This is a genomic window from Pseudobacter ginsenosidimutans (assembly GCF_007970185.1).
In the GTDB taxonomy this organism is placed as follows: domain Bacteria; phylum Bacteroidota; class Bacteroidia; order Chitinophagales; family Chitinophagaceae; genus Pseudobacter; species Pseudobacter ginsenosidimutans.
Genome location: NZ_CP042431.1, coordinates 6,983,066 through 7,006,245, shown reverse-complemented (window position 1 = coordinate 7,006,245; position 23,180 = coordinate 6,983,066). Strand labels below are relative to the sequence as shown.

The 23,180-nt window shown below is 44.8% G+C and carries 15 protein-coding genes; 8 read left to right on the top strand and 7 right to left on the bottom strand.

All coding sequences use genetic code 11. The features are described 5' to 3' along the window. Positions 1–16 precede the first annotated feature (16 nt). The 3 genes from FSB84_RS27270 (at position 17) to FSB84_RS27260 (ending at position 3,280) form a co-directional block, all read left to right on the top strand. Positions 17–1,357: a MutS-related protein gene (locus FSB84_RS27270; protein WP_130544141.1), complete on the top strand. Its 1,341-nt coding sequence runs from the start codon at positions 17–19 to the stop codon at positions 1,355–1,357. After that, positions 1,299–2,669 carry a MutS-related protein gene (locus tag FSB84_RS27265; protein ID WP_225979902.1) on the top strand — a complete coding sequence of 457 codons (1,371 nt, stop codon included), beginning with the start codon at positions 1,299–1,301 and terminating at the stop codon, positions 2,667–2,669. The genes FSB84_RS27270 and FSB84_RS27265 overlap by 59 nt, the downstream gene beginning before the upstream one ends. Before the next feature lie 167 nt (positions 2,670–2,836). Next, positions 2,837–3,280, top strand: coding sequence for a helix-turn-helix domain-containing protein (locus FSB84_RS27260; RefSeq protein ID WP_130544139.1), 444 nt, complete (start codon positions 2,837–2,839; stop codon positions 3,278–3,280). Here FSB84_RS27260 and FSB84_RS27255 read toward each other — a convergent pair. After that, a complete protein-coding gene (locus FSB84_RS27255; protein ID WP_225979901.1) occupies positions 3,264–5,144 on the bottom strand; it encodes a glycoside hydrolase family 97 protein in 1,881 nt (626 codons plus the stop codon). The genes FSB84_RS27260 and FSB84_RS27255 overlap by 17 nt on opposite strands. Before the next feature lie 308 nt (positions 5,145–5,452). Here FSB84_RS27255 and FSB84_RS27250 point away from each other — a divergent pair, with 308 nt between their 5' ends. After that, positions 5,453–7,843, top strand: coding sequence for a glycoside hydrolase family 127 protein (locus FSB84_RS27250; RefSeq protein WP_130544137.1), 2,391 nt, complete (start codon positions 5,453–5,455; stop codon positions 7,841–7,843). 142 nt (positions 7,844–7,985) lie between these two features. On the opposite strand, the gene FSB84_RS27245 is transcribed toward FSB84_RS27250, so the two are convergent. Genes FSB84_RS27245 through FSB84_RS27220 form a run of 6 tightly spaced genes read right to left on the bottom strand, consistent with a single transcriptional unit; the run spans position 7,986 to position 18,451 of the window. Next, positions 7,986–9,296, bottom strand: coding sequence for a gluconate:H+ symporter (locus tag FSB84_RS27245; protein ID WP_130544136.1), 1,311 nt, complete (start codon positions 9,294–9,296; stop codon positions 7,986–7,988). A 42-nt stretch (positions 9,297–9,338) separates the two neighbouring features. Next, on the bottom strand, positions 9,339–10,172 hold the full coding sequence (locus tag FSB84_RS27240; RefSeq protein WP_130544135.1) for a fumarylacetoacetate hydrolase family protein: 834 nt from the start codon (positions 10,170–10,172) through the stop codon (positions 9,339–9,341). Between the two features lie 44 nt (positions 10,173–10,216). Further along, the gene (locus FSB84_RS27235; protein ID WP_130544134.1) at positions 10,217–11,932 is read right to left on the bottom strand and encodes an IlvD/Edd family dehydratase; all 1,716 of its coding nucleotides are present in this window, start codon (positions 11,930–11,932) and stop codon (positions 10,217–10,219) included. Positions 11,933–11,956: 24 nt separating this feature from the next. Continuing rightward, positions 11,957–13,552, bottom strand: coding sequence for an aldehyde dehydrogenase (NADP(+)) (locus FSB84_RS27230; protein WP_130544133.1), 1,596 nt, complete (start codon positions 13,550–13,552; stop codon positions 11,957–11,959). Between the two features lie 47 nt (positions 13,553–13,599). After that, the gene (locus tag FSB84_RS27225; RefSeq protein ID WP_130544132.1) at positions 13,600–15,207 is read right to left on the bottom strand and encodes a SusD/RagB family nutrient-binding outer membrane lipoprotein; all 1,608 of its coding nucleotides are present in this window, start codon (positions 15,205–15,207) and stop codon (positions 13,600–13,602) included. A 4-nt stretch (positions 15,208–15,211) separates the two neighbouring features. Continuing rightward, positions 15,212–18,451 carry a SusC/RagA family TonB-linked outer membrane protein gene (locus tag FSB84_RS27220; RefSeq protein ID WP_130544131.1) on the bottom strand — a complete coding sequence of 1,080 codons (3,240 nt, stop codon included), beginning with the start codon at positions 18,449–18,451 and terminating at the stop codon, positions 15,212–15,214. A gap of 180 nt (positions 18,452–18,631) precedes the next feature. Here FSB84_RS27220 and FSB84_RS27215 point away from each other — a divergent pair, with 180 nt between their 5' ends. Genes FSB84_RS27215 through FSB84_RS27200 form a run of 4 tightly spaced genes read left to right on the top strand, consistent with a single transcriptional unit; the run spans position 18,632 to position 23,146 of the window. Beyond that, entirely contained in the window at positions 18,632–19,513 is an 882-nt protein-coding gene (locus tag FSB84_RS27215; protein WP_130544130.1) for a helix-turn-helix domain-containing protein, read from the top strand. Between the two features lie 10 nt (positions 19,514–19,523). Next, on the top strand, positions 19,524–21,047 hold the full coding sequence (locus tag FSB84_RS27210; protein ID WP_130544129.1) for a gluconokinase: 1,524 nt from the start codon (positions 19,524–19,526) through the stop codon (positions 21,045–21,047). 20 nt (positions 21,048–21,067) lie between these two features. Continuing rightward, positions 21,068–22,180: a bile acid:sodium symporter family protein gene (locus FSB84_RS27205; RefSeq protein ID WP_130544128.1), complete on the top strand. Its 1,113-nt coding sequence runs from the start codon at positions 21,068–21,070 to the stop codon at positions 22,178–22,180. Positions 22,181–22,195: 15 nt separating this feature from the next. Further along, positions 22,196–23,146, top strand: a complete 951-nt coding sequence (locus FSB84_RS27200; protein ID WP_130544127.1) for an RraA family protein — start codon at positions 22,196–22,198, stop codon at positions 23,144–23,146. Positions 23,147–23,180: the final 34 nt, after the last annotated feature.

Here is a 23,180-nt window from a genome sequence, read left to right as displayed (position 1 = left end):
GGTAAACATACATGTTATGAACTTATTGAGAACAGATGAACAGACCATCGGGGATCTGGGGATTTTTTCTAAAAAAAGTGGAGAGGGCATCATCGATCTTTACAATAATGCAAACACCAGAGGCGGTGCAGCCCTGCTGAGTGATCTGTTCCGCAACCCGCTTTCCGATAAGCAGGCTATTAACCGGCGGAGCAGCATTATAGAAAACTTTGCGCGGGTAAAGGTCCGGTTCCCCTATGAAGGAGCGCTGTTTGATACAGCTGAAAAATACCTGAGTCATTCAGAAGAAGAGATGAAGGCTAAAGGCAACCGGGTAGCCCTGGGCGAAAAAGAAATACAGAATGGTGTGCACGCAGTGATCGATATCTTCAATACTACTTCCAGCTTTATTGACAGGCACGAGATCATCAACATTGTTGGTTATGCCAATGAACGGGAAGCGATTGCTCAATTGATCTCCAATCCTGCATTTGAACCTGTGCTGAAAGTATCAGACAATAGCCGGCTGTCCTATAGCGCCATCACAGCTTTTGACTCTCTCTTTCGCATAGCCGAAAGAGAGAAAATACTGAAACTCTTCACAGCAATCTATCATCTCGATGTTTATATGTCTGTTGCGATGACAGCCCTTGAGCGGAAATTCATTTTTCCGAAGGCGTTGGAAAAAGGACAGGCCGTGTTGAACGTAAAAGGCGTCTATCATCCCTCGTTAAAAAAGCCGGTGGCCAATGATCTGCAGATGAATGGTGGCAAGAATGTGCTGTTCCTTACCGGCGCTAACATGGCTGGCAAATCCACCTTCCTTCGATCACTGAGCACGGCACTCTACATCGCGCACATGGGTTTTCCCGTGGCGGCGGCAAGTATGGAGTTCTCTGTATTGGATGGGATCTACACCACAGTGAACCTTCCGGATAACCTCGGCATCGGTGCCAGCCATTTTTATGTGGAAGTATTACGCGTGAAGAAAATGGCACAGGAGCTCAGCGGAGGCGGTTCCTTTTTTATTCTCTTCGATGAACTCTTTCGCGGAACAAACGTAAAAGATGCGCATGAAGCCACCGTGGCTGTGATCAAAGGATTTACCCGAAAGAAGAACAGCCTGTTCATCGTTTCTTCCCACATTGTAGAAGCAGGTGAACAGTTAAAAGACAGCATCAATGTAGATTTCCAGTTCCTGCCCACCCGAATGAATGGCCATGTACCCGGGTACACCTACCACCTCGAACAGGGTATTACTGATGACCGCCATGGCATGATCATCATCCGTAATGAAGGCATTCTCGATATTCTGGAAAATGGAAAAAAAGAAAGCAACACTTCCGCCAACGCTCAAATTTCCCTGCACCATGTTTAACAACGACAAACAAACGATAGAAGAACTCAATATCCTTGGCAAGTTTCGCCAGGGCTCTGTATATGGATTATTCTGCCAGGTCAAAACCCGTGGCGGCGAGCAGCTGCTCGATCATATGTTCCGCAATCCCCTGCAGGATGCTGTGGCCATTAATCAGCGCAGCAGCGTATTCCAGTTCTTCCAGCAGGCACAACTGGTGTTCCCGTTTGATACCTCGCAGCTGACGCTGATGCGCGAGTTCATGGATACCGGGACCAGCAAAAACAAAGCACTCGTATTTGCAGCCACGCTGATAAAAAAAATATTAGCGAGTATCACCCGCGATGAACGGTATAAAAAGATGATGCAGGGATTACAGGCCACCATCGTGATCCTGAACAAATGCTACCAGTTCGTAGAACCACTGACTGACAAACCAGGACCGTATCAGAACCGCTTCCGTTTTATCAAAAACATTCTGGTCATTCCGGAGCTGGAACAGTTACGAATGGTGGATATCTACCAGGCACTCTCAGTGAACACCCTCGCCGGATATGAATACCTGCTCAAAAGCCGCCTGAAAGAAAAACTGGCAGAAGTGCTGGAGTTCATCAGTGAGCTGGATGTGAACATTGCTGTAGGCAAAACAGCCGCCATCAGGAACTTCCATTATGCCACGGCACTCACGCCGGAGATGAACAAACTTGAAGCGAAGAACCTGTTCCATCCCTGTGTAGACAAAGCCATCGGCAATGACCTGACCATGAACGGCACTTCCAACGTATTATTCTTAACTGGCGCGAATATGGCCGGTAAATCCACTCTGATGAAGGCCATCGGTATCAACTTCTACCTCGCTCATATGGGTTTCCCGGTAGCTGCCAGTGCGATGGAGTTCTCAGTAAGGGAAGGTTTGTATTCCAGCATCAATGTTGCCGACAATATCGGTTTAGGATATAGCCATTTTTATGCAGAAGTAGTGCGCGTGAAACAGGCAGCAGTGGCTGCAGCCAGTGGCAGGCGGCTGCTGCTTATGTTTGATGAGCTCTTCAAAGGAACCAACGTGAAGGATGCCTATGATGGCACCCTGGCAGTAACAGAAGGTTTTGCTGATTACAGCAATTGCCTCTTCATCGTATCCACTCATATCATTGAAGTAGGAGATGCATTACAGGGTAAGAAAAACATCCAGTTTGTGTTCATGCCTACCATCATGGAAGGCAGTATTCCCCGCTATCCCTACAAACTTGCGCAAGGTATTACGGAAGACCGGCAAGGGATGCTCATCATTAACAATGAAGGGATACTGGAATTGCTGGATGAAGAGAATTAAGAACCTGCTGGTCACCCCATAATTACATTTATTTTCCAGCCTTACATAACATTTTTGACAGTAATTCCTACAAATGAAGCATACCTGCTGTGGGGAAGCCACTAGTTTTGAGCCCGGACCTTTTAGTAAAGAACAATCCCTGCGGGGCTCTCAAAACGATTTTTCACATGGGTATTCATGTAATGATCATTTCTCCCTCCCGCAGCAAATTGCGGCAGGGGATAATGGCCAGTTCTGAACAGCGGGAACTGCTGCTGAAACTGAACGAATGCAGGTCTTCTATGTTCCACTATAAGAAGATCGACGTCAAACAATTGGCTGCGCTTATGCATATGAGCCGTGCAACGCTTTACAGAAAATTGAAAAGCGTAACCGATCTCACTCCCAGCGAATGGATCAACGAGGCTAAGATGAAAAGAGCAGCCGAATTATTGGCCGAAGGACGATACAGGGCTTTTCAGGTGGCGCGCATGTTGGGATTTACTTCTCAAAGCAGTTTTGGAAAGATGTTCCTGAAACAATATAAAGTAACGCCTGCCACTTACCAGCGGATGGAAGTAATGGCCAATCAATCATACGCCCCGGCGTTGGAGACTACTCCAGAGCAATAACAAAACCTCCCGCGGCTTGCATTTCCACTGTTGCAGGAGAAGCCGGGCTTAGTGTTTCGGCGGTGAAATCCAATTTTGTTCTGCCATCTTTGATGCAAGTTGCTTTTCCCGATTTAAAAGCAGAGAGATCGATCTGCACCTTTCGCGGAACATTTTCTCCATTGATGCCGGCGATATACCATTTCTTTCCGGCCCTCCGTGCAATAACGATGTATTTACCCGGATAGCCTTCCATGAACCGGACCTCATCCCAGCGGTCAGGTAGCTGCTGCATACATTGTTTTACAAATAATGGTACCTGGCTCATACCGTCGGGCGACTCTGCGATATGCTGAATACCGGACAAATAGATGATTGACGTTGCCAGTTCGAATGCCCCAGTGGTTTTCCGTTGAACATGAGATTGGATCTTGTACAGATTGGTAGGCGTAAAGTCCATTGGATCGAAAACGTTCCTGGTATATGGTAGCATGGTGGCATGATTGGCCTCATTGTCTGCGTCGCGTTGGTTAAAGGTGATCATTTCAAACCCCTTGACCGCCTCTGTTGTCAACAAGTGCGGGTAGGTCCGGCTCCATCCGCGTGGCAGGGTGGCGCCGTGAAAATTCACCAGCAGTCCTGCTTCTGCAGCATCATTCAGAATATCTATGTAGTATTGGATCACGGAACGACCATCACCTCCGAAGAAATCAACTTTTATACCTTTAATTCCCATGCCCTTCAAAAGCGTAAATTCTTCACGCCTGCTTTGCGGAGTCAATAATTTGTCTTTGGGTGTCATCTTCACTGTATTCCAGCTACCCGCAGAATTGTACCATAATAGCAGTCCCACTTTTTTTGTACCAGCGTAAGCAGCAAGTTCCCTGATACGGTCATAACCGATATTCTTGTCCCAGTTGGCATCGATCAGGCAGTATTTCCATTTCATGTTGGCAGCAAAATCAATATATCTTTTTTGCTCGGAGTAAACGATCGAGTCATCCTTTGACATTATCCAGCTCCAGGATGCTTTTCCTGGTTCAACAAACCGGTGATCACTAAGCACAGATGCAGGCGACAGATCTGTTCCGAGTGTTGACTCCATGATGTTCTTAAGACTGCCAATAGTGATCACGCGCCAGGGAGAGAAGAGGGATCCGGCAGAGCGTGGCAGTAATCCATCAATTTCCATGATTTCTCTGGGATCCGGGAATGCTATTTTGAAAGCAGGGGACTGCTGCTCGTTCTTAAGGCGTGTGGCGCAATACTTCCCATCCAACCCGGCTTCGGAAATCAAGATCCATATATCTTCCTTTTGTTTGAAGAGAGCAGGGTAGGCCCATCCCGTTGGTGATGCGCTGGTTACAGGAATATTTTGACGGTAATTTTCTTCATATGCGGGGTTGGTGCTTTCAAAGCCGGTCTTGGCTGCCTGCATGGGCTGCAGGAATGCACGTGTTGCAGTATCGAAATTGAAAGTTGTCTGCTCATCGAAAACCCGTACTGTATCGTGGGCAGGCACAAAATAACGGAATCCAATACCGTCATTGGATACCTGATAAATGATGTGAAGTGGTTTGCCTGAGGCATCGCTGTAATAGAATGTCCTTCTATTTGCCTTATATGATATCTGACTTTTCTTACCGGTAAACAACTCATAGTTTTCGCTAACCGCCGTCACTGCTGAGCTGCTGTCGAACCGCCATGGACCCGCAGGTCCTTCAGTGGTAGCCAGACCAAGCAGTGAAGGACGGATCACTAACCTGTTGTTATGAGAAACCTGCCAGGTTATTTTACCATCGGAGGTTTGAACTACGACTGATATTTTATTATCGGGGCTGGAAATGCCGGAGGATTGTGCATTGGATGCAATTGTTGCCAGCAAAATTACAATGCTGGTTAACCGAAGCCGGATAGAGACCAGGGTTCTATACAAGTAATTGTGTTGCATGGGATCAAAAATAAGTTGTTCCATCATTCATTTGGCTGACTGGAACTTTTTGCAATAGCTGAAATGTCTCAATTATTCTCAAAAGGAAAATTTTGTACAGGATTGGATGACAGTCTTAATAGAGTTTCATAGAATTTGGATTGTTCCTGTCGTCTCAAAATTTGACATTTGTAAGCATAGTATTCTTTGTGAACCTATATTGCTTTTGATCAGGTTTCTCCAACTCCATTTAATAGAAGAGGATGAATATCAGAAATAGTTTGAAGATATTTTTTTTGGTCTTGCCCATGCTGGTGGGATCTGCAACCCATGCACAGGATAGCTTGTATCATAATAGTTTTCCGTTAAAAGATGTCCGGTTGCTCGGGGGGGCTTTTAAACGAGCCAGGGACCTCAATATCCGTGTATTGTTGGCATATGATGCAGACAGGCTGCTGGCGCCATTCAGGAAAGAAGCGGGCTTGCCGGCCAGGGCTTCCGGTTATCCTAACTGGGAAGGATTGGATGGGCATGTGGGAGGGCATTATTTATCGGCTCTTGCCATGCATTATGCTGCTACGCAAAATACAGAATGTAAGAGGCGGATGGATTATATGATTGCGGAACTGAAAGCATGCCAGCAGGAAAATGCCAGGCGTTATCCGGCATGGGGTAATGGTTATTTGGGTGGCGTACCCAATAGCGATACCATCTGGTCTGCGTTCAGGCAGGGCAACTTCAAGGCGTACAGGGCGGCCTGGGTACCATGGTACAATTTGCATAAGCTCTATGCCGGGCTTAGAGATGTATGGCTATACACTGGCAACCAGGAAGCCAAAGCATTATTCCTCTCCTTTTGCGATTGGGGCATCGATATCGTTGCAGGATTGACGGAAGCCCAAATGCAATCGATGCTGGATACAGAACATGGAGGAATGAACGAAGTGATGGCTGATGCCTTTCAAATGACTGGTAAGGAAAAATACCTGGTGGCAGCCAAACGATTTTCGCATAGAATGCTGCTTGATCCAATGGCGAAAGGGATAGACAACCTGGATAACAAACACGCCAACACCCAGGTACCAAAGGCAGTTGGATTTCAACGAATAAGTGAATTATGCCAGGACAGTACTTTCAAAAAAGCAGGCAGTTTCTTTTGGGAAACGGTCACCAATAACCGAAGCGTTGCATTCGGTGGGAATAGCAGACGGGAGTTCTTTCCTGCAAAAGCAGCCTGTATGGATATGGTTACCGACGTGGAAGGGCCGGAATCCTGCAATTCAAACAATATGCTCAAACTGACCGAAGACCTGTTTCGCGTAGTGCCCTCGGCTACCTATATGGATTATTACGAACGGACATTGTATAATCATATTCTCTCCACACAACATCCCACTCACGGCGGCTATGTTTATTTTACACCGCTTCGTCCCAGGCATTACAGGGTGTATTCCGCTCCCAATCAGGCGATGTGGTGTTGTGTAGGCACAGGCATGGAAAATCATGGACAATACAACAGGCTTATTTATACACACAGGCAGGATTCCCTTTTTGTAAATCTTTTTGCAGCCTCGGAACTTGACTGGCAGGAAAAGAAGATCGTGATCAGGCAGGAAACGAATTTTCCGGAGGAAGAACATACCAAACTATTGATCACTTCGGGCTTGTCCCGGTTTACATTGATGGTCCGCTATCCGGGATGGATGAAGCAAGGTTCCTTGAAAATACTCGTAAACGGGAAAAATGTAAAATATGATCAGCATCCTGCTTCTTATGTAGCCATTGACAGGACCTGGAAAAAAGGCGATATTGTTCAGGTCTTCCTGCCCATGCAAAATTCCATTGAGCATCTGCCAAATGTTCCCGCTTATATAGCCATAATGCATGGCCCCATATTACTGGGAGCTAAAACAGGAACAGAAAACCTGAACGGCCTTATAGCCAATGACGGACGTTGGGCGCATATTGCCGGAGGTGAAAAATTACCGGTAGATAAAGCACCGATCCTTGTATCAGATACATTTGATCAGGTGATACACAAATTGCAACCGGTAAAAGGGCGGCCCCTGCATTTTACTTTTCCGGATCTGAAAACGATCAATCCTGTAAAAATAGAACTGGAACCTTTTTATGGGATACACGATGCGCGGTATATGATCTACTGGATGGCGTTGAGCAATGGACAATACAAGGGATATCTCGATTCACTGGCAGTTTTCGAAAAAGAGCGGATGGTCCTGGAAAAACGTACAATAGACTTTATAGCTCCCGGTGAACAGCAACCGGAAATCGATCATAAGCTCCTGCAGGAAGGTTCCCGTTCGGATAATACGATGGATGCTTTCTGGCGTGAGGCCTCCAATGGAGGATATTTCAGCTATCAGATGAGCACAAAAAATGAAGAGGAGTTGATTTTGAGGGTCCGTTACTGGGGTAGTGAATGGGGTAACAGGAACTTTGAGATATTGATCGACGATCAGCGATTGGTGATCGAAAACAATACAAACAGATGGAATCAATCAGCATTCTTCGATATTGAGTATCCTATCCCTGCCGGAATGGTGAAAGACAAGGAGTATGTACGGGTGAAATTTCAATCATTGCCGGGTACAACTGCTGGCAGGATATATTATATAAGGTTATTGAAACGGTAAGATTCTTTATTCGTTTCTGACAGCTGAGGTAGTTTACGGTGCCCGACACCGATAGCCGCGGGTAGACTTCAAAGCGGAGGATGTAACCAATAAGCGGACCATATCCCTGAAAGCCAGCACAGCCAATTGATCGATTGGTTCCTTAAACTATCTTATCCAGCAACAGGACTCCCAGCAATCCAATGACCGAGATGGTTGTCTCCATCACAGTCCACGATAAAAAAGTTTGCTTGAGTGAGAGCTGGAAAAATTCCTTGAACATCCAAAAGCCTGAGTCATTGATATGTGAACCAAACACGCTTCCAGAGCCCACTGCCAGCACCATGAGCTCTGGCGATACTCCTCCGGCAGCTACCAGCGGCGTAACCACGCCCGCCGCCGTAATACCAGCAACTGTTGCAGAACCTATTGCTACTCTCAATAATGCAGTAATGGCCCATCCGAAAATCAACGGCGGCATATCCCATCTTTCACTGAAAGAGGATATGTATTGATCAGTACCACTATCCTGCAGTACCTGTTTAAAGATCCCTCCGGCAGTAATGATCAGTAAAATGACTGAGATCCCGGAAATGGCATCGCTCAACCACTTCATGGTTGTTTCCATTGTTTTACCGGCCCTTAATCCAAAATACCAGATTGCCAGAGATGAGGTCAATAAAAGCGCTATTGTGGGATCTCCAATAAACAAAAGGATTGTCCGCAGAGCATTTTCAGGCATAAAGCTCCCTGATATTACAGCAGTGGTGATCAGTATTACAGGCAATAGTCCAATCAAAAAGCTGGGAAACGTTGCCGGTAATTTTCTGTTCAAACCCTTTTCCTCCGATAAAAAAAATGATTGGATATTCACTTTTATCCTTTGCATGAAACGTCCCAGCAATGGGCCCGCAATAATGACGACAGGAATGGTTATGATCAGTCCGTATATCAATGTTTTTCCAATATCAGCGTGAAAAGATCTAACCAGGAATACCGGACTGGGGTGGGGAGGTAAAAAACAATGTGTTGTGGATAAGGATGCAGCCATCGGAATGGCAACATACAATAATGGCAGTTTTGCTTTCTTCGCAATAGAAAAAACCAATGGCACCAGAATTACAAAACCTGCATTATAGTACAATGGAAGTCCAATTAAAAAACCAGTGAGCAAAACTGCCCACTGAATGTTCTTTTGACCGAAACCCCTGATAAGTGTTATTGATATTCGTTCTGCGGCGCCGCTGATCTCCAGTGTCTTTCCCAAAATTGCACCAAGACAAATAATTAAGGCCAATCCGCCTAATGTATTACCAACGCCTTTCTCCATCGATTCAATGATCATCATTGGCGTCATACCTAAAAAGAGACCGGATAGTATGGCCACAAAAAGCAGGGAGAGGAAGGGACTGACTTTTTTATAAGTTAGAAAGATTTGAAGGCAAATGGCACAAAAGATAACAAGTAGTTCCATATAGTGCTTTTAGCTCCAGGATAATAGTTGACTAATTTACCATCAGCTCACTGTATTTACAAGCGTCCCAATATTATCGATTGTTATTTTGATCTCATCACCGGACCTTAATGTGAAATCATTGCCTGGCACAATGCCGGTGCCGGTCATAATTAAGCAACCATAAGGAAATGAACATTCACGAAATACATATCCCACCAGCTCCTGCAGTGTGCGTTTCATCTGGCTGATGGAAATCTTATCGCTGAATTCATTGGTGTTGTTCCTGTTGATTTCAAGCCTGATCATAGTATCGCTGTTCAGTGGTTCCTCGGTAATATAAATGCAAGGGCCGATGGCTGCGCATGCATCATATGTTTTTGCCTGTGGCAGGTAGAGTGGGTTTTCTCCTTCAATACTTCTGCTGCTCATGTCATTTCCAATTGTGTAGCCAATAATCTTTCCGGATGAGGTAACTACCAGTGTCAGTTCCGGCTCCGGCACATCCCAGCTGGAATCTTTTCTGATTTTCACTTTTTCACCGGGCCCGACAATGCGGTTGGCTGTAGCCTTGAAAAAAATTTCAGGCCTTTCGGCTTCATACACTTTCGCGTAAAAATCTGCGCCGCCAGACAATTTTGATTCTTCCTGCCGACCCACTTTGCTACGCAGGTAAGTAACGCCGCAAGCCCACAGTTCCTGTTTGCCAACAGGCGCCACAATAAATGATCCGGCCAGGGAATCTTTTTTAGTACCATGGCCGGAGCTCAACAGCGAATTAATTGTTTTAAAAAGATTGTCATCGTTAATGAAATTATCCCAGTCCTGAACCTGAACTTCGAAAAGGCTTTCGTCATTCTCGATGATGACCCCGTTTTTCGTTTTGTATAGTTTCATTTTTAGTTTTTTAAATGATTGCCGCTGGTGAATCCGGGCTGGCATTAATGCAAATCCCTTGTCACGGTATCACCAGATCCTCCTTTTAAGATATCCAGGTCGGCGCCCAGGTGGGCTTGCTGCACATGATCAATATATATTTTTACATAACCCCGGGCTGCCATAGGCGCCGGCGGTATCCAGGCTGCCTTTCTTTTCTGTAATTCCTCATCGCTGACGTCAAGGTGCAATTTTCTTTGCTCAACATCGAGTTCAATCATATCCCCATCCTTTACGAAGGCCAATGTTCCGCCGATAGCAGACTCCGGCGACACGTGCAGCACCACGGTTCCGGCAGCAGTGCCACTCATTCTGCCGTCGGAGATCCGGATCATATCCCTGATACCTTTACGTAATATTTTTTCAGGCAAGTCAACATTGCCTACTTCCGGCATACCCGGATAACCAACCGGGCCGACAGTTTTTAAGACAATGACACAATTTTCGTCGATATCCAGATCGGGGTCATCAATACGGGCATGATAATCTTCCATGGATTCAAATACCACGGCACGACCACGGTGTTTGATCAATTCCCTGGATGCGGCGGATGGTTTGATGATAGCTCCATCCACACATAGATTTCCTTTCAATACAGCAATCCCCGCATTGTGTTGCAGGGGGTGATCAACAGAAGCAATAACATTCCGGTTATAACAAACTGTTTTGCTGTAATTTTCACCGATGGTTTTTCCATTTACGGTTATGGTCTCATTGTGAAGATATTCTTTCATTTCATTTATTACAACAGGCAGCCCTCCGGCATAATAGAAATCTTCCATCAAAAATTCACCGGATGGTTTGAGATTGACCAGCAATGGGATCTTACTGCCAATATGGTCAAAATCTTCCAGCTTCAACTCTACTCCAATTCTTCCTGCGATTGCCTGCAGATGAATAAGGAAATTGGTTGACCCGCCTATTGCCGCATTTATGACGATTGAATTTTCAAATGCCTTACGGGTAAGGATAGTCGAAAGCTTCAGATCCTCTTTCACCATTTCTACTATTCTTCTTCCACTTAGCTGTGCCATTACTTTTTTTCTTGCATCCACTGCTGGAATGGTAGCAGCGCCTGGCAGTGTCAGCCCCAGTGCTTCTACCATACAAGCCATGGTGGAAGCAGTTCCCATACTCATGCAATGACCCTGACTCCTGGCGGTTCCTGTTTCTGCCTCCAAAATATCTTCTGCTGTATAATTTTCATTCAGTTTTTTTTCTTTCACCATCCAGTTAAAGGATCCCGATCCCAGGCATTCTCCTTTGAACCTTCCATTCAGCATTGGGCCTCCGGGAACCACTATTGTTGGTAAATCAACACTACAGGCTCCCATTACTGTACTGGGGGTTGTTTTATCACAACCTGTAAGCAATACCACGCCATCCAATGGATTGGCCCGGATGCTTTCTTCGGTATCCATGCTCGCCAGATTGCGAAATAGCATGGTGGTGGGTTTCATGATCGTTTCACCTAATGAAGTAACAGGAAATTCAAGCGGGAATCCGCCTGCTTCAATTACACCGCGCTTCACTATTTCCGCGAAATCCCTGAGATGACCATTGCAGGGGGTCAGTTCACTCCATGTATTACAAATACCAATTACCGGGCGGCCACGAAAATAGTCATCCGGATATCCCTGGTTACGCAACCATGAGCGGTGTACGAATCCCATCTTATCATCTTTGCCAAACCAATCGAGGCTTCTTAGTTTTCTGCTCATCGTAATTATTTTTTATGGATTCATTTAAGTCATCCGGGCAATGTCTTTAGTTGACCAATCTCCATTTATCAAGCGGTAGATATTCAAGACATTTTTATCTCGTAATGCTGGCGGCAATAACTGCTGTGGCATATTCTGGTAGCAGACAGGTCTTGTAAAACGGTAAATGGCGGCTGTACCAACAGATGTTGTTCTGCTGTCTGTAGTGGAAGGAAATGGTCCGCCATGCACCATCGCATTGCCCACTTCCACACCGGTAGGAAAGCCATTGATAACTACCCGTCCTGCCTTCTGCTCTAATACCTCCAGCAATTGCCTGTACCCGATCAACTCGTCTTCTGTACCATGAACAGTAGCAGTCAGATGACCTGAAAGGTTCTCAGCTATGGCGAGCATTTCTTTTTTCGAGCTGGCCGACACTACCATTCCGGTCGGGCCAAAGATCTCTTCGCTTAATGCAGGATTATTATCTAATACCTTACCACTCGTCTTCAGTAATACTGGTACGGCCAGGTTTGCAACATCAACGGCAGACGTTCCGGAAATAGCCAGTTGTTCAACACCTTCAGTTGTGAGGTGTTGGTGCACACCTGAGTTATAGGAGTCTAATATGTTTGGCGTGAGCATTACGCCGCCGGTCGTTTTTTCAAATGCAGTTTTGAGGAGCTGCAGGAAATTATTGTCCTGGTTTTGAAAGATCATCAATCCGGGGTTGGTACAAAATTGCCCGATGCCCATTGTTACTGATGCTGCATAGGCAGCAGCTATTTCCTGTCCACGTTCTTTTGCTGCGTCAGGTAAAATAAAAACAGGATTTGTGCTCCCCATCTCTGCATATACGGGAATTGGTTCAGGCCTGCTGACGGCAATATCAAACAGCGCTTTACCGGCTTTGTATGAGCCGGTGAACCCGACCGCTTTTACTAGTGGATGTTTTACCAGTTGAATGCCCACATCAATACCATCATCGAAGAGCAAAGAAAAAAGACCATCAGGCATATTGGTTTTTTTCGCAGCAGTTTGTACCAGTTTTCCGATGATAGCTGAAGTGGCAGGATGGGCAGGATGCGCTTTCACCACTACAGAGCAACCTGCTGCAAATGCAGAAATGGTATCTCCTCCGGCAACTGAAAAAGCCAAAGGGAAGTTGCTTGCTCCAAAAACCACTACCGGTCCGATAGGAATATGCATGAATCGTAAATCTGGTTTTGGCAACGGTGTTCTTTCCGGATTCCCTGTATCAATTCTTGCATCCACCCAGGACCCCTCTGATAATAATGTTGCGAACATTTTTATCTGGTTAACCGTTCGCATCCTTTCTCCTTCAATTCTGACGGGAGGCAGGCCGGTTTCTTCGTTGCAAACCTTTATGAGCTCATCTCCTGTATACAACAGGTCTTCTGCCAGAACATTTAAGAAATGAGCTTTTTCGGCACCACTGTTTTTTCTATATACCTGAAATGCCGCAGCAGCCTTTTGGACCGCCAGGTTTATTTCTCCCGTGGTGGCCTTGTGAAAAAGGTAATTTGTGTTATGCTGTTCCGCAGGATTGTATGAATAAAAGGTTTCGCTTCCCTCTGCTGAATAATCAAACCCGATAATTTGCTGACCTGCTATCATGAGTGTTCTTTCTTTTATTTACAATGCTTTCCTGTTTCGGTTATTCATCAAGGAGTATCCCAAAATACTCTTGAGCTTAATTTATCGCCACCGATAGCTGCAGCCGCTTCATTATAATTGGCGGTGTTTGCGGAAGCTTCCAAATCAGGATACGAAAGCCTTCTTGCAAATCCGACACTGCCAAGCGCACCAGGAACAGGATTGGGAGTTAAAGCCGGTAAGCCGGTCCTTCTAAAGTTGGCAAAGGCTTCAGTTCCGTTCCTGATATTGACGATCCAGTATTGGGTGTTGATGAGGTTAAGCGCATTTGCAGGTGTGTAAATCACATTTGGATGTGTCAGGTAGGCGGCTATTTCTCCGGCTGAAATTGGCGTGGTGCCTGTGTATAATGAATATGCCTCCATATCTGCAGTGATCGCATTATCGTAATATATTTTGGCCTGCGCATCACCACCTGCAATCCATCCTCTCTTGGCTGCTTCTGCCAGCAATAAAGATGTTTGTGCATAAGTGACCCAAAATTCAGGGACACCGGGTGCAGCAATAATATTTACGTTGAACTGGGAATAATTGAGACCCGATCCCCGGGCGCCGCGGTAAGGACTGCCGGGCGCTAAGATCTGGTCGCTGGTAACACCAATGGGAACACCATATTGATTGGCTAATGTAATATCGGGCGTAAGATTACTGGCAATAGCGCCCGGATCGGCATATTGCGCTATCATGAACCTGGCACGCGGATCGGAGGTTGATTTTAATTGATTAACAAAAGGCTCTGCCGCATAGTGAAACTGAGAGAAATTACGCAATGCAAGATTATCCTGCTGGGCAAACACAGTTCCATCATTTTTGACGAAGGCATTGTCTGCGTTCGAAGTCATTACGCCGCCGGCAAAAGCTTCCGCTACAATGTCCGCAGCTTTTGTTGGATTGAGTTTGGAATAACGCATTCCCAATCGTAACAATAAAGAGTTACCTAATTTTTTCCATTTTGCCACATGATCTGCTGCATTGGAAGTTTTGGTAGATGGCTGCGCATTGGCGCCATAAAAAAGATCAGCAGAAACAAATTCTCCACTGGGATTTAATGCAGCTATCGATTCTTTGAGTTCTTTATACAGATCATCATAGATGGCTGCATCATCATCATATTTGGGAAAGAACTTGCCGTCTGAGACTGCTTTACCTGCTTCTGAGTAAGGAACATCTCCATAGTTATCCACCAGGCCCATGAAGAGCTGTGCTTTCCAGATCCGGATTATGCTCTGTAGATTGATACGGGGAGTATTGGGGCCCAGCAGATTCAATGCCTGGGTAAGGTTTTTGACTGGCGGCGCGTTTCCATTAGTCAGGGTGGCATTGCCTGCGTTGGCATATGATTGATCCCATTTGGTTAAGCTATTCCCGTCAATATCCACATAGAAACTAAAACCGGCATTCGCCCCTGTATTGTAAGGAACAATAAATTGCTGGACAATGATATGTTCTGCATTCCAGGTTCCGATATGATTTCGTTGAGCTCCTGCAAACAGGAGGGCAGGATCAATAGATATTACCCCATAAGGGTTCTTGTTTATTTTTTCGAAATCCTTGTCGCATGCTGCAAGAGAAGCGAAGCAGCTGAGAAGGACCAGTCGATTTATTATTTTCAGCATATCGTTAGAATTTGACATTTAAGGTTAGATTGTAATTACGTGTAGTGGGTAATGAAGAATTTTCATAACCCGCTCTGATGTCTCCGGAAGACTGAATGGCTTCGGGGTCGAGACCAGGCAAGTCTTTGTAGAGAATTGCCACATTCCGGCAGGAGGCTGACAATGATAAACCCTTGACGAATTTTAGTACATCTACCTTCTTGATAAGGTTTGAAAAATTGTATGCCAAAGAAATGTTTCTAAGCTTTATGAAATCAGATTTGAATGTAAAAGGATCACCTATCTGGTTGTTTCTGTAGTCTGTCCAGAAATTCTGCAAGCCGTTATTCGCAACAGTAATCACATTGGTATTGGCAGTGCCGGTGACTTCATCAATACCGGGGAAAACATAACCATTTTCGCGACCCTGTAATGACATTTTGCTGAGTCCCTGTCTTGTCATGTTCAGCAGTGTAGAAGATAATACGGTGCCTCCAAATTTATAGTCAATATGTATTCCAACACTCAGGTTCTTATAGGTGAAATTGTTATTCCATCCGCCGGTGAATTTAGGGATGGAACTTCCTACCGGTTGAAAACCAGGAGTAATGCCCGGTGGATTTGTAGTTGATGCCAGTGGGCGACCAATTGTAGCACCAGCGCCACTTACGAGGATCTCGCCTTTGTCGTTTCTCTTATATGTTTTTGTATACAGCTGATTCATGGCTAAGCCTTCTGTATACCTGATCTCGCCGAGAAACTCATTACCTGTGCCATTAAAATAAAGTAGCAGGATGGTTCCGCTGGGATTGCCTGCATCCAAAACTTTTGTTTTGAGCCAGGCATTATTCCAGGAGGTAGTCCAGCTGAAATCCTTTTTTTGTACAGCTTTTAATTCAACCAGGGTTTCCAGTCCACTGTTCTTTAATGAGGCTGCATTTTGTTTTGAAGTAAGATATCCGGATGCACCGGAAAGGTTGACATCTATTATTTGATCGGTGGTTACTTTATCAAATACAGCAATGTCCAGTAATAACTTGTTTTTAAACAATCTCGTTTCAAGACCTATTTCTTTTTCTGTTACTGTAAATGGCTGCAAATATGGATTAGGGGCGGCAGTTCCATTAATGCTTGCCGTAGTCTGGCCATTGAATAAATTTGCACCAAGCGCATAGATCAGTGCGCCGTCATAAGGGTTTACTAAGGCAACACTACCTACCTGCGCCCAGGAAGCTCTGAGTTTTCCGTATGAAAGCCATTGCTGATTCTTCAATAGTTCAGAGAACACAAAACTTCCGGATACGGATGAATAAAATTTGCTGTTTTTACTGGGGTCCAAAATAGAAAACCAATCATTCCTTCCTGTTCCACTGATGTATAAAAGATTGTTATATCCGATTTCGGCTGTGCCATAAAGTGAGTTGACACGTTGCTGGCTATAGTTAAAGCCATCGTTTACTCCCTTTACTGTGCCATTTCTGTATGAGTAAAGATCAGGAACAGTAAAATTGGTGGAAGTCTGCACTATATTCTTCCATTCCGATCTCAACGTATTTCCACCGAAGCTGGCTTCAACAGAGAATTTTCCGAACTGATTGCTGGTACCAAGCAGGAAATCAGCATTAATATCAGTTGTAGTAGTATGATTTAAATTGTAACTACCCCTGTATGTAATAGTGGGTGTGCTGGTAGCAATAATAGTATTGGCTCCTGTGCCATTCAGTGTATTCCACTCGGCGAAATTATCACCACGATCATAGTTGAACCTGCCTTGTATATAGAGCCAGTCTTTAATATCATAACGTAATGTAGCTGTTCCGAGCAGACGGTTCCTGTCTTCTTTATATGTCTGGCCGTTTTGCAAGGCAAAGTAGGGGTTATTAACTGTGCCCTGGAAGCCGCTGGTTTTCCACTCGGCTCCTGTAGCAGGATCCTTTGCGTGTTCTCTGTAAGCTTCGATCGGAGTAGAAATAGGCATCCTGTTAAAGAAATTTACAGCGCCATCGCCCTGTGTGCCTATTTGTGGTGGATTTATATAATCTTCATCTGCGTAGTTGATGTTCAACAGCAGCTTGAGTTTTTCAGCTATGGTTTGATTGATGCCCACGTTGAAGATCCTCCTCTTATATTCGTTGGAGGGTACAATACCTTTTGAATTTGTAGTTGAGATGGATGCCCTGAAACTTCCATTGGGCCCGCCACCCGATAAGCCCAGTGTATTGGTCAGATTTGTTCCCGTTTGCAGGAAGTCAAAAAGCTGGTGAGGATAGGCTGAATAAGGTCTTGTAACTCCATCATAATTGATGGCAGGCTCACCATCCAATTTCGCGCCCCAACCAAACTGACCATTGCCCTGGATCTGCGCAGCAGTAGTAAACTTGTTGCCTCCCTGTCCTTGTCCATATTCAGTTTGAACGATCTCATCCATGAAATTCAACGCCTGGGAAGTAGTATAACTGGAAGTAAAGTCAACTCCGATCCCCTGATTTTTCTGACCGGACTTGGTAGTGATAATGATCGCTCCGCGGGCTGCTCTTGAACCGTAGATCGCTGCTGCAGCAGCGCCTTTCAATACGGTCATGCTTTCGATATCATCCGGATTGATATTTGCAAGATTATCTCCGCGGTCACGTGGCTGATCGCGGCCTTCTGCAAATCTGGCTCCCTGATCAATTGGAAGTCCGTTAATAACCAGGAGGGGTGAGTTATCTGCTCCGGCAAAACCTACTTGTCCACGAATGCGTATTTGGTTACTGGCTCCTGCACCTGCAGCCGGTGGAGTAATATTGAGGCCCGCCACTCTTCCTTCCAGAGATTCACCGAGGTTGGCAGTCCTGTTCTTAACCAATTCATCGGGGCTGACACTTGTGGTTGAGTAACCAAGTTTTTTAGATGCTTTTCTGACACCAAGAGCGGTTACTATTACTTCGTTAAGATCCGAGCCATCACCCTTGAACAAACTCACAGCAATGTTGTTTCTGCCGCTTACCGGCACTTCCAGCGTGGCAAATCCCACATAGGTTACCACGAGAATATCATTGGTTCCGGCATTAATGGTAAAGCTTCCTGATGCATTTGTTGACGTAACTTTCGATGTGCCTTTTACTGTAATGGTAGCTCCGTCAACAGGCTTGTTTTCATTATCCAATACTTTTCCCGTCACAGTCTGTGCATTGGCACCTGCTGTGATCAAAAACAAGAGTAAAAAAAGATATATTAAGCGGGGAGCGCCTGGCGGGAATGCCGGTAAGGTTTTTTTCTTCATAAAAGCAAGTTGTTTCGTAAATAAAGGAGCCTAAAACGAGGCTTTGGCATTACAATATTGTTACATAAGCGCCTCAAAAACTTCCAAAATTCTCCGATGTTGGATTTTGTACAAAATGCTTGCTGATTTGGCTGATATTTATTACCCGATGAGTGTATATTTAATAGCCAACGATTGCTGATGAGTCAATTTCTATTACGAAATGATCATTCCCCTGAGCTGGAGCCTTTTGTGCATATTCTTGAATTTGCGCAAAAGAAAAATAATTCAATTAATCTGAATTCGTTTACTGATGCCTGTTCAAGTTACCTGCGCATCTATTATATACTTGAAGGCAAGTTTGATTGGGTTATCAACAACAAATCATATACGCTTTATCCTAACGATCTTGGAGTTATATTACCCGGCCAGCATCTGTGCGCAGAAAAAGGCTACCTGGATATAGGATCATTGTACTGGTTGCATCTCCAGTTACCCCTGCCGGAAAAAACAAACAAGCAATCCCCTGACGGATGGAGCCAGATCTCGTCGCAGGAACTGGTTTCTGTTAAGAAGATATTATTCCTGGATTCCACGCCTGTGCTTACCAGGATACCCGACGCAGGTTCAATCTTTTCTTCCCTGCGAAATGAATTATTCAACCAGGAGATCGGTTATGTTACCAGGGTCAATCAGCTACTGGATGAACTATTGATCCTGCTAACGAGAAAGTTTTCACAGCAACAAAATCTGCAACGGGATTTCCCCCAAACTTTTTTAAAACTGGAAGAAACGCTGAGGAAAGATCTATCCCATCACTGGACGGTAGAAGAAATGGCTGCCCTGGTGGGTTTGGGCACAACGGCCTTCAGTGATAAAGTGAAAAAATTCACAGGATTTTCCCCCATGAATTACCTGATCAATATCAGGATCTCGGAAGCTATACGGTTATTGAAGAAGCCTTCAGTGCAGGTTACTGATATAGCCCTCGATACCGGGTTTTATTCTTCACAGCATTTTGCCACCACATTTAAAAAACTTACCGGACTTACACCCAGCCAGTTCCGGAAAAACAATATTTAAACTGTTTGCCATGCCTTCCACAAAAAAATGCATCATCACCATCGAGATCGGAACAAATGCTGTAAGAGTAGTTGCATTTGATCTTTCAGGAAAAACAATTGCTTCCATGAAAGGATCCTACCCAACTTTTCATTCCCAGCCCGATTTCAGTGAGCAGGATCCGGAGCAGATCTTTATCACATTGCTGTATGTTTTGAAAAACCTTCTGAATGAATATATACATCCCTCCAGGACTCAGGTGCTCAGTATATGTTTCAGTGCGTCTATGCATAGTGTGCTGGCCATCGACAAAAGTGGGATCCCTTTGGGCAATGCGATAACCTGGGCAGATAACCGGGCCCAGAAAGAAGTGCAGCAATTGAAAAATTCTCCCGCCTGCAACAGTATTTATACTGCCACCGGAACTCCTATGCATCCTATGTCTCCATTATTCAAAATCGCCTGGCTTAAGAATAATGATAAGGAAAGATTCAGCAACACGAGTAAGTTTATCCAACTGAAAACCTATATCATCCAGCAGCTGACGGGTGAATACCTGATTGATTACAGCCTCGCTTCGGCAACAGGATTATTGAATATCCATACTATTGAATGGGAGGAAGAAGCATTGGCCTATGCAGGGATCAATAAGGGGATGCTTGCTGATCCGGTACCAATTTTTACTTCTTGTGGAAAATTGAAAAAAGCTTATCAGAATTCCCTGGGACTCACTGCAGCCACCCAACTCATTGTAGGTTCCAGTGATGGATGCCTTGCCACCCTCGGGGCCGGTGTCTGGGGTGGACAAAAGGCTACCATTACCATTGAAGACAGTGGTGCGGTAAGGGTTATCGGACAAAAAGTATTGAATGATAAACAGCAACGTTTTTTCAATTACCTGCTCACTGAAAATTGTTATGTATCCGGCGGTCCTACCAATAGTGGTGGGATCATTTTCGAATGGTTTGCCAAACAATTCGGCGATTTTAAAAATCCATTTGACCTGGAACATACTATCGAAGATCTTATTTCGGTTGCAGCGAAGGTGGAAGCTGGCGCTGACGGATTACTTTTCCTTCCTTATCTCCTGGGAGAAAGAGCGCCTATCTGGGATGCCAATGCCAGAGGCGTTTTTTTTGGGATCAATATCAAACATGAGCGTAATCATTTTGTAAGGGCTGTTATTGAAGGGATCTTGTTTGAAATATACAGCATCGGTAAGATACTCGAAGAGCATAGCACTATCAAAAGCTTATCCATCAATGGAAGCTTCGCCTCCATTCCCCTCTGTGCGCAGATCATTGCTGATGTTTTCAATAAACCGGTAAGTATCAGCCAGCATAATTATAGTGTGGGTGCAGGCGCATATTTACTAAGTGCTACAGAGATGGGGATCTTTAAAGATCTGGATGAAGCAGCAAGAAGCATTGTGCTGACAGAGCAATATTTCCCCAAAAAGAATATTCACGGCGTTTATATGAAGCATTTTGAAATTTTTGAAACGCTAAGCACAAGGTTGAAGCCTGATTTTGAGAATGTCGTAAGCCTGCAATAAACCTCAAATTAACCTTATCTATGGCAGTCTTGAATAAATCGGTTTATAATTTTTGTTATACCGCTGCTTTGCTTTTCCTGCTGGCCTTTGTGTATACTACATTACATCATTATCATAATTGGGCAGGAGTTTTGCTGGCTTTGTTTTTTGTAAGTATCGCCCTGGCATTCCGCGGGAGCCGGCTCTTCAGAGGCTATTGGTATAGCATTGTGATCTTTGCCGTGGCTACCATTGCCATGTACTATCCGCAACATTTTATCTCTGTGGGTGGAAGGAATGCTTCTTTCTTCATTCCGGTTCTTTTACAGGTGATCATGTTTGGAATGGGGACCGAATTAAGCCTGAAAGATTTTGCACAGGTCATGCGCATGCCTAAGGGCGTATTTATAGGTACCGCATGTCATTACATCATCATGCCATTGGTCGGATTTGCAGTGGCTCATTTGTTTAGTTTTCCGAATGAAATAGCAGCAGGCATTATTTTGATAGGTTGTTGTCCAAGCGGACTTGCTTCCAACGTAATGTGCTATCTGGCCAGGGCAAATCTTGCATTGTCTGTTTCCGTTACCACCATATCAACCTTGCTGGCGCCATTCTTAACTCCGTTGCTAATGAAATTGCTCGGTGGAAGATATGTTGAGATCGATCTATGGGCGATGGTATGGGAAATTACAAAAATCGTGATCATACCTATTGCAGCAGGGCTTGCATTTCATTATTTGGTGCGGGGAAAAGTGAAATGGATTGATAAGATAATGCCAGTCATATCAATGGTAGGGATCGCCCTGGTGCTACTGGTTATTACTGCTGCGGGGCGGGATAATCTGCTGAAGATCGGGGGACTACTGATTGTTGCTACATTCATTCATAATATCTCAGGGTATTTTTTAGGTTACTGGTCTGCCCGTTTCTTCAAATTCCCCGAAAAAGATTGTCGCACCATTGCGCTGGAAGTAGGTATGCAAAATGCCGGTCTTGCTTCTGCACTTGCGAGGGGCATGGGTAAATTAGCAACTGTAGGATTAGCATCTGTAATATTTGGAACGATGATGAACGTAACCGGCTCATCCCTGGCAAGCTGGTGGCACAACCGCTCTCCTCAGGATGGAACAACTGAAAAAGAATTGTCCTGATAAAAACTTATTACTATGATCAAATATTTATTTCTCTTTTCGATAGCTGTCAGCACCAGCCTGCAATCATTCAGTCAGCAGGTACAGATAAGCAAAGACGAATTGATCACCCTTACTCAGGAGTGGAAGGGTGAAAGATTTCCTGACGGGCGGCCAAAAGTTCCGGACGATATTATTCGAAGAATGAGATCGGTCAGTGTGGAAGAGGCATGGGCCACCATGAGCAATGCCGGCTACCGGTACCAGATCGCAGAGGGCTGGCAACTGATCAATCCTGATAGTGTATTGGTAGGACGGGCAGTAACAGTAACGTTTATGCCTGGCCGCCCGGATGTTTGGAAAGCAATTGATTCGTTGGGTAAGAAAGAAGGAAGAAGAGCACAAAATGTCTGGGGTGTGGAAATATTGCAAAAAGGCGATGTATATGTAGCTGATCAATTTGGTGCAAAGAGAAACGGACCAACCATTGGTGATAATGTGGGCAATGCTATCTATGCAAAAACGGGAAATGGAATTGTATATGACGGCGCATTGAGAGATGTGGAAGGATTGAAAGAGATTGGCGGGTTCACTTCTTTTTATTCCAGTTATGATCCATCCTACCATAATCCGGGAACAGGGCCAAACAGGGATCTGACTACTATGATTGTTGGTATCAATAAGCCTACCCGTATCCGTACAGTTACTGTAATGCCGGGTGATGTGGTGTTGGGGAAACTTGGCGTAGTGGTATTTATTCCGCCGCAATTAGCTGAGCGTGTTGTTACCACTTCTGAAATTGTACGATTGAGAGATCTGTTTGGTCATCAGCGATTGAAAGAAGGGAAATACACCGCAGGGCAAATTGATACACGCTGGTCGGATGAAATTGAAAAGGATTTTTCAAAATGGCTCAATGATCATATTAATGAATTACCCGTTGGAAAAGAACAGATCCAGGAATTTCTAAAGGAAAGGACATGGTAGAAATGTTTGAGGCTTCATTAAACTCTTAATACCT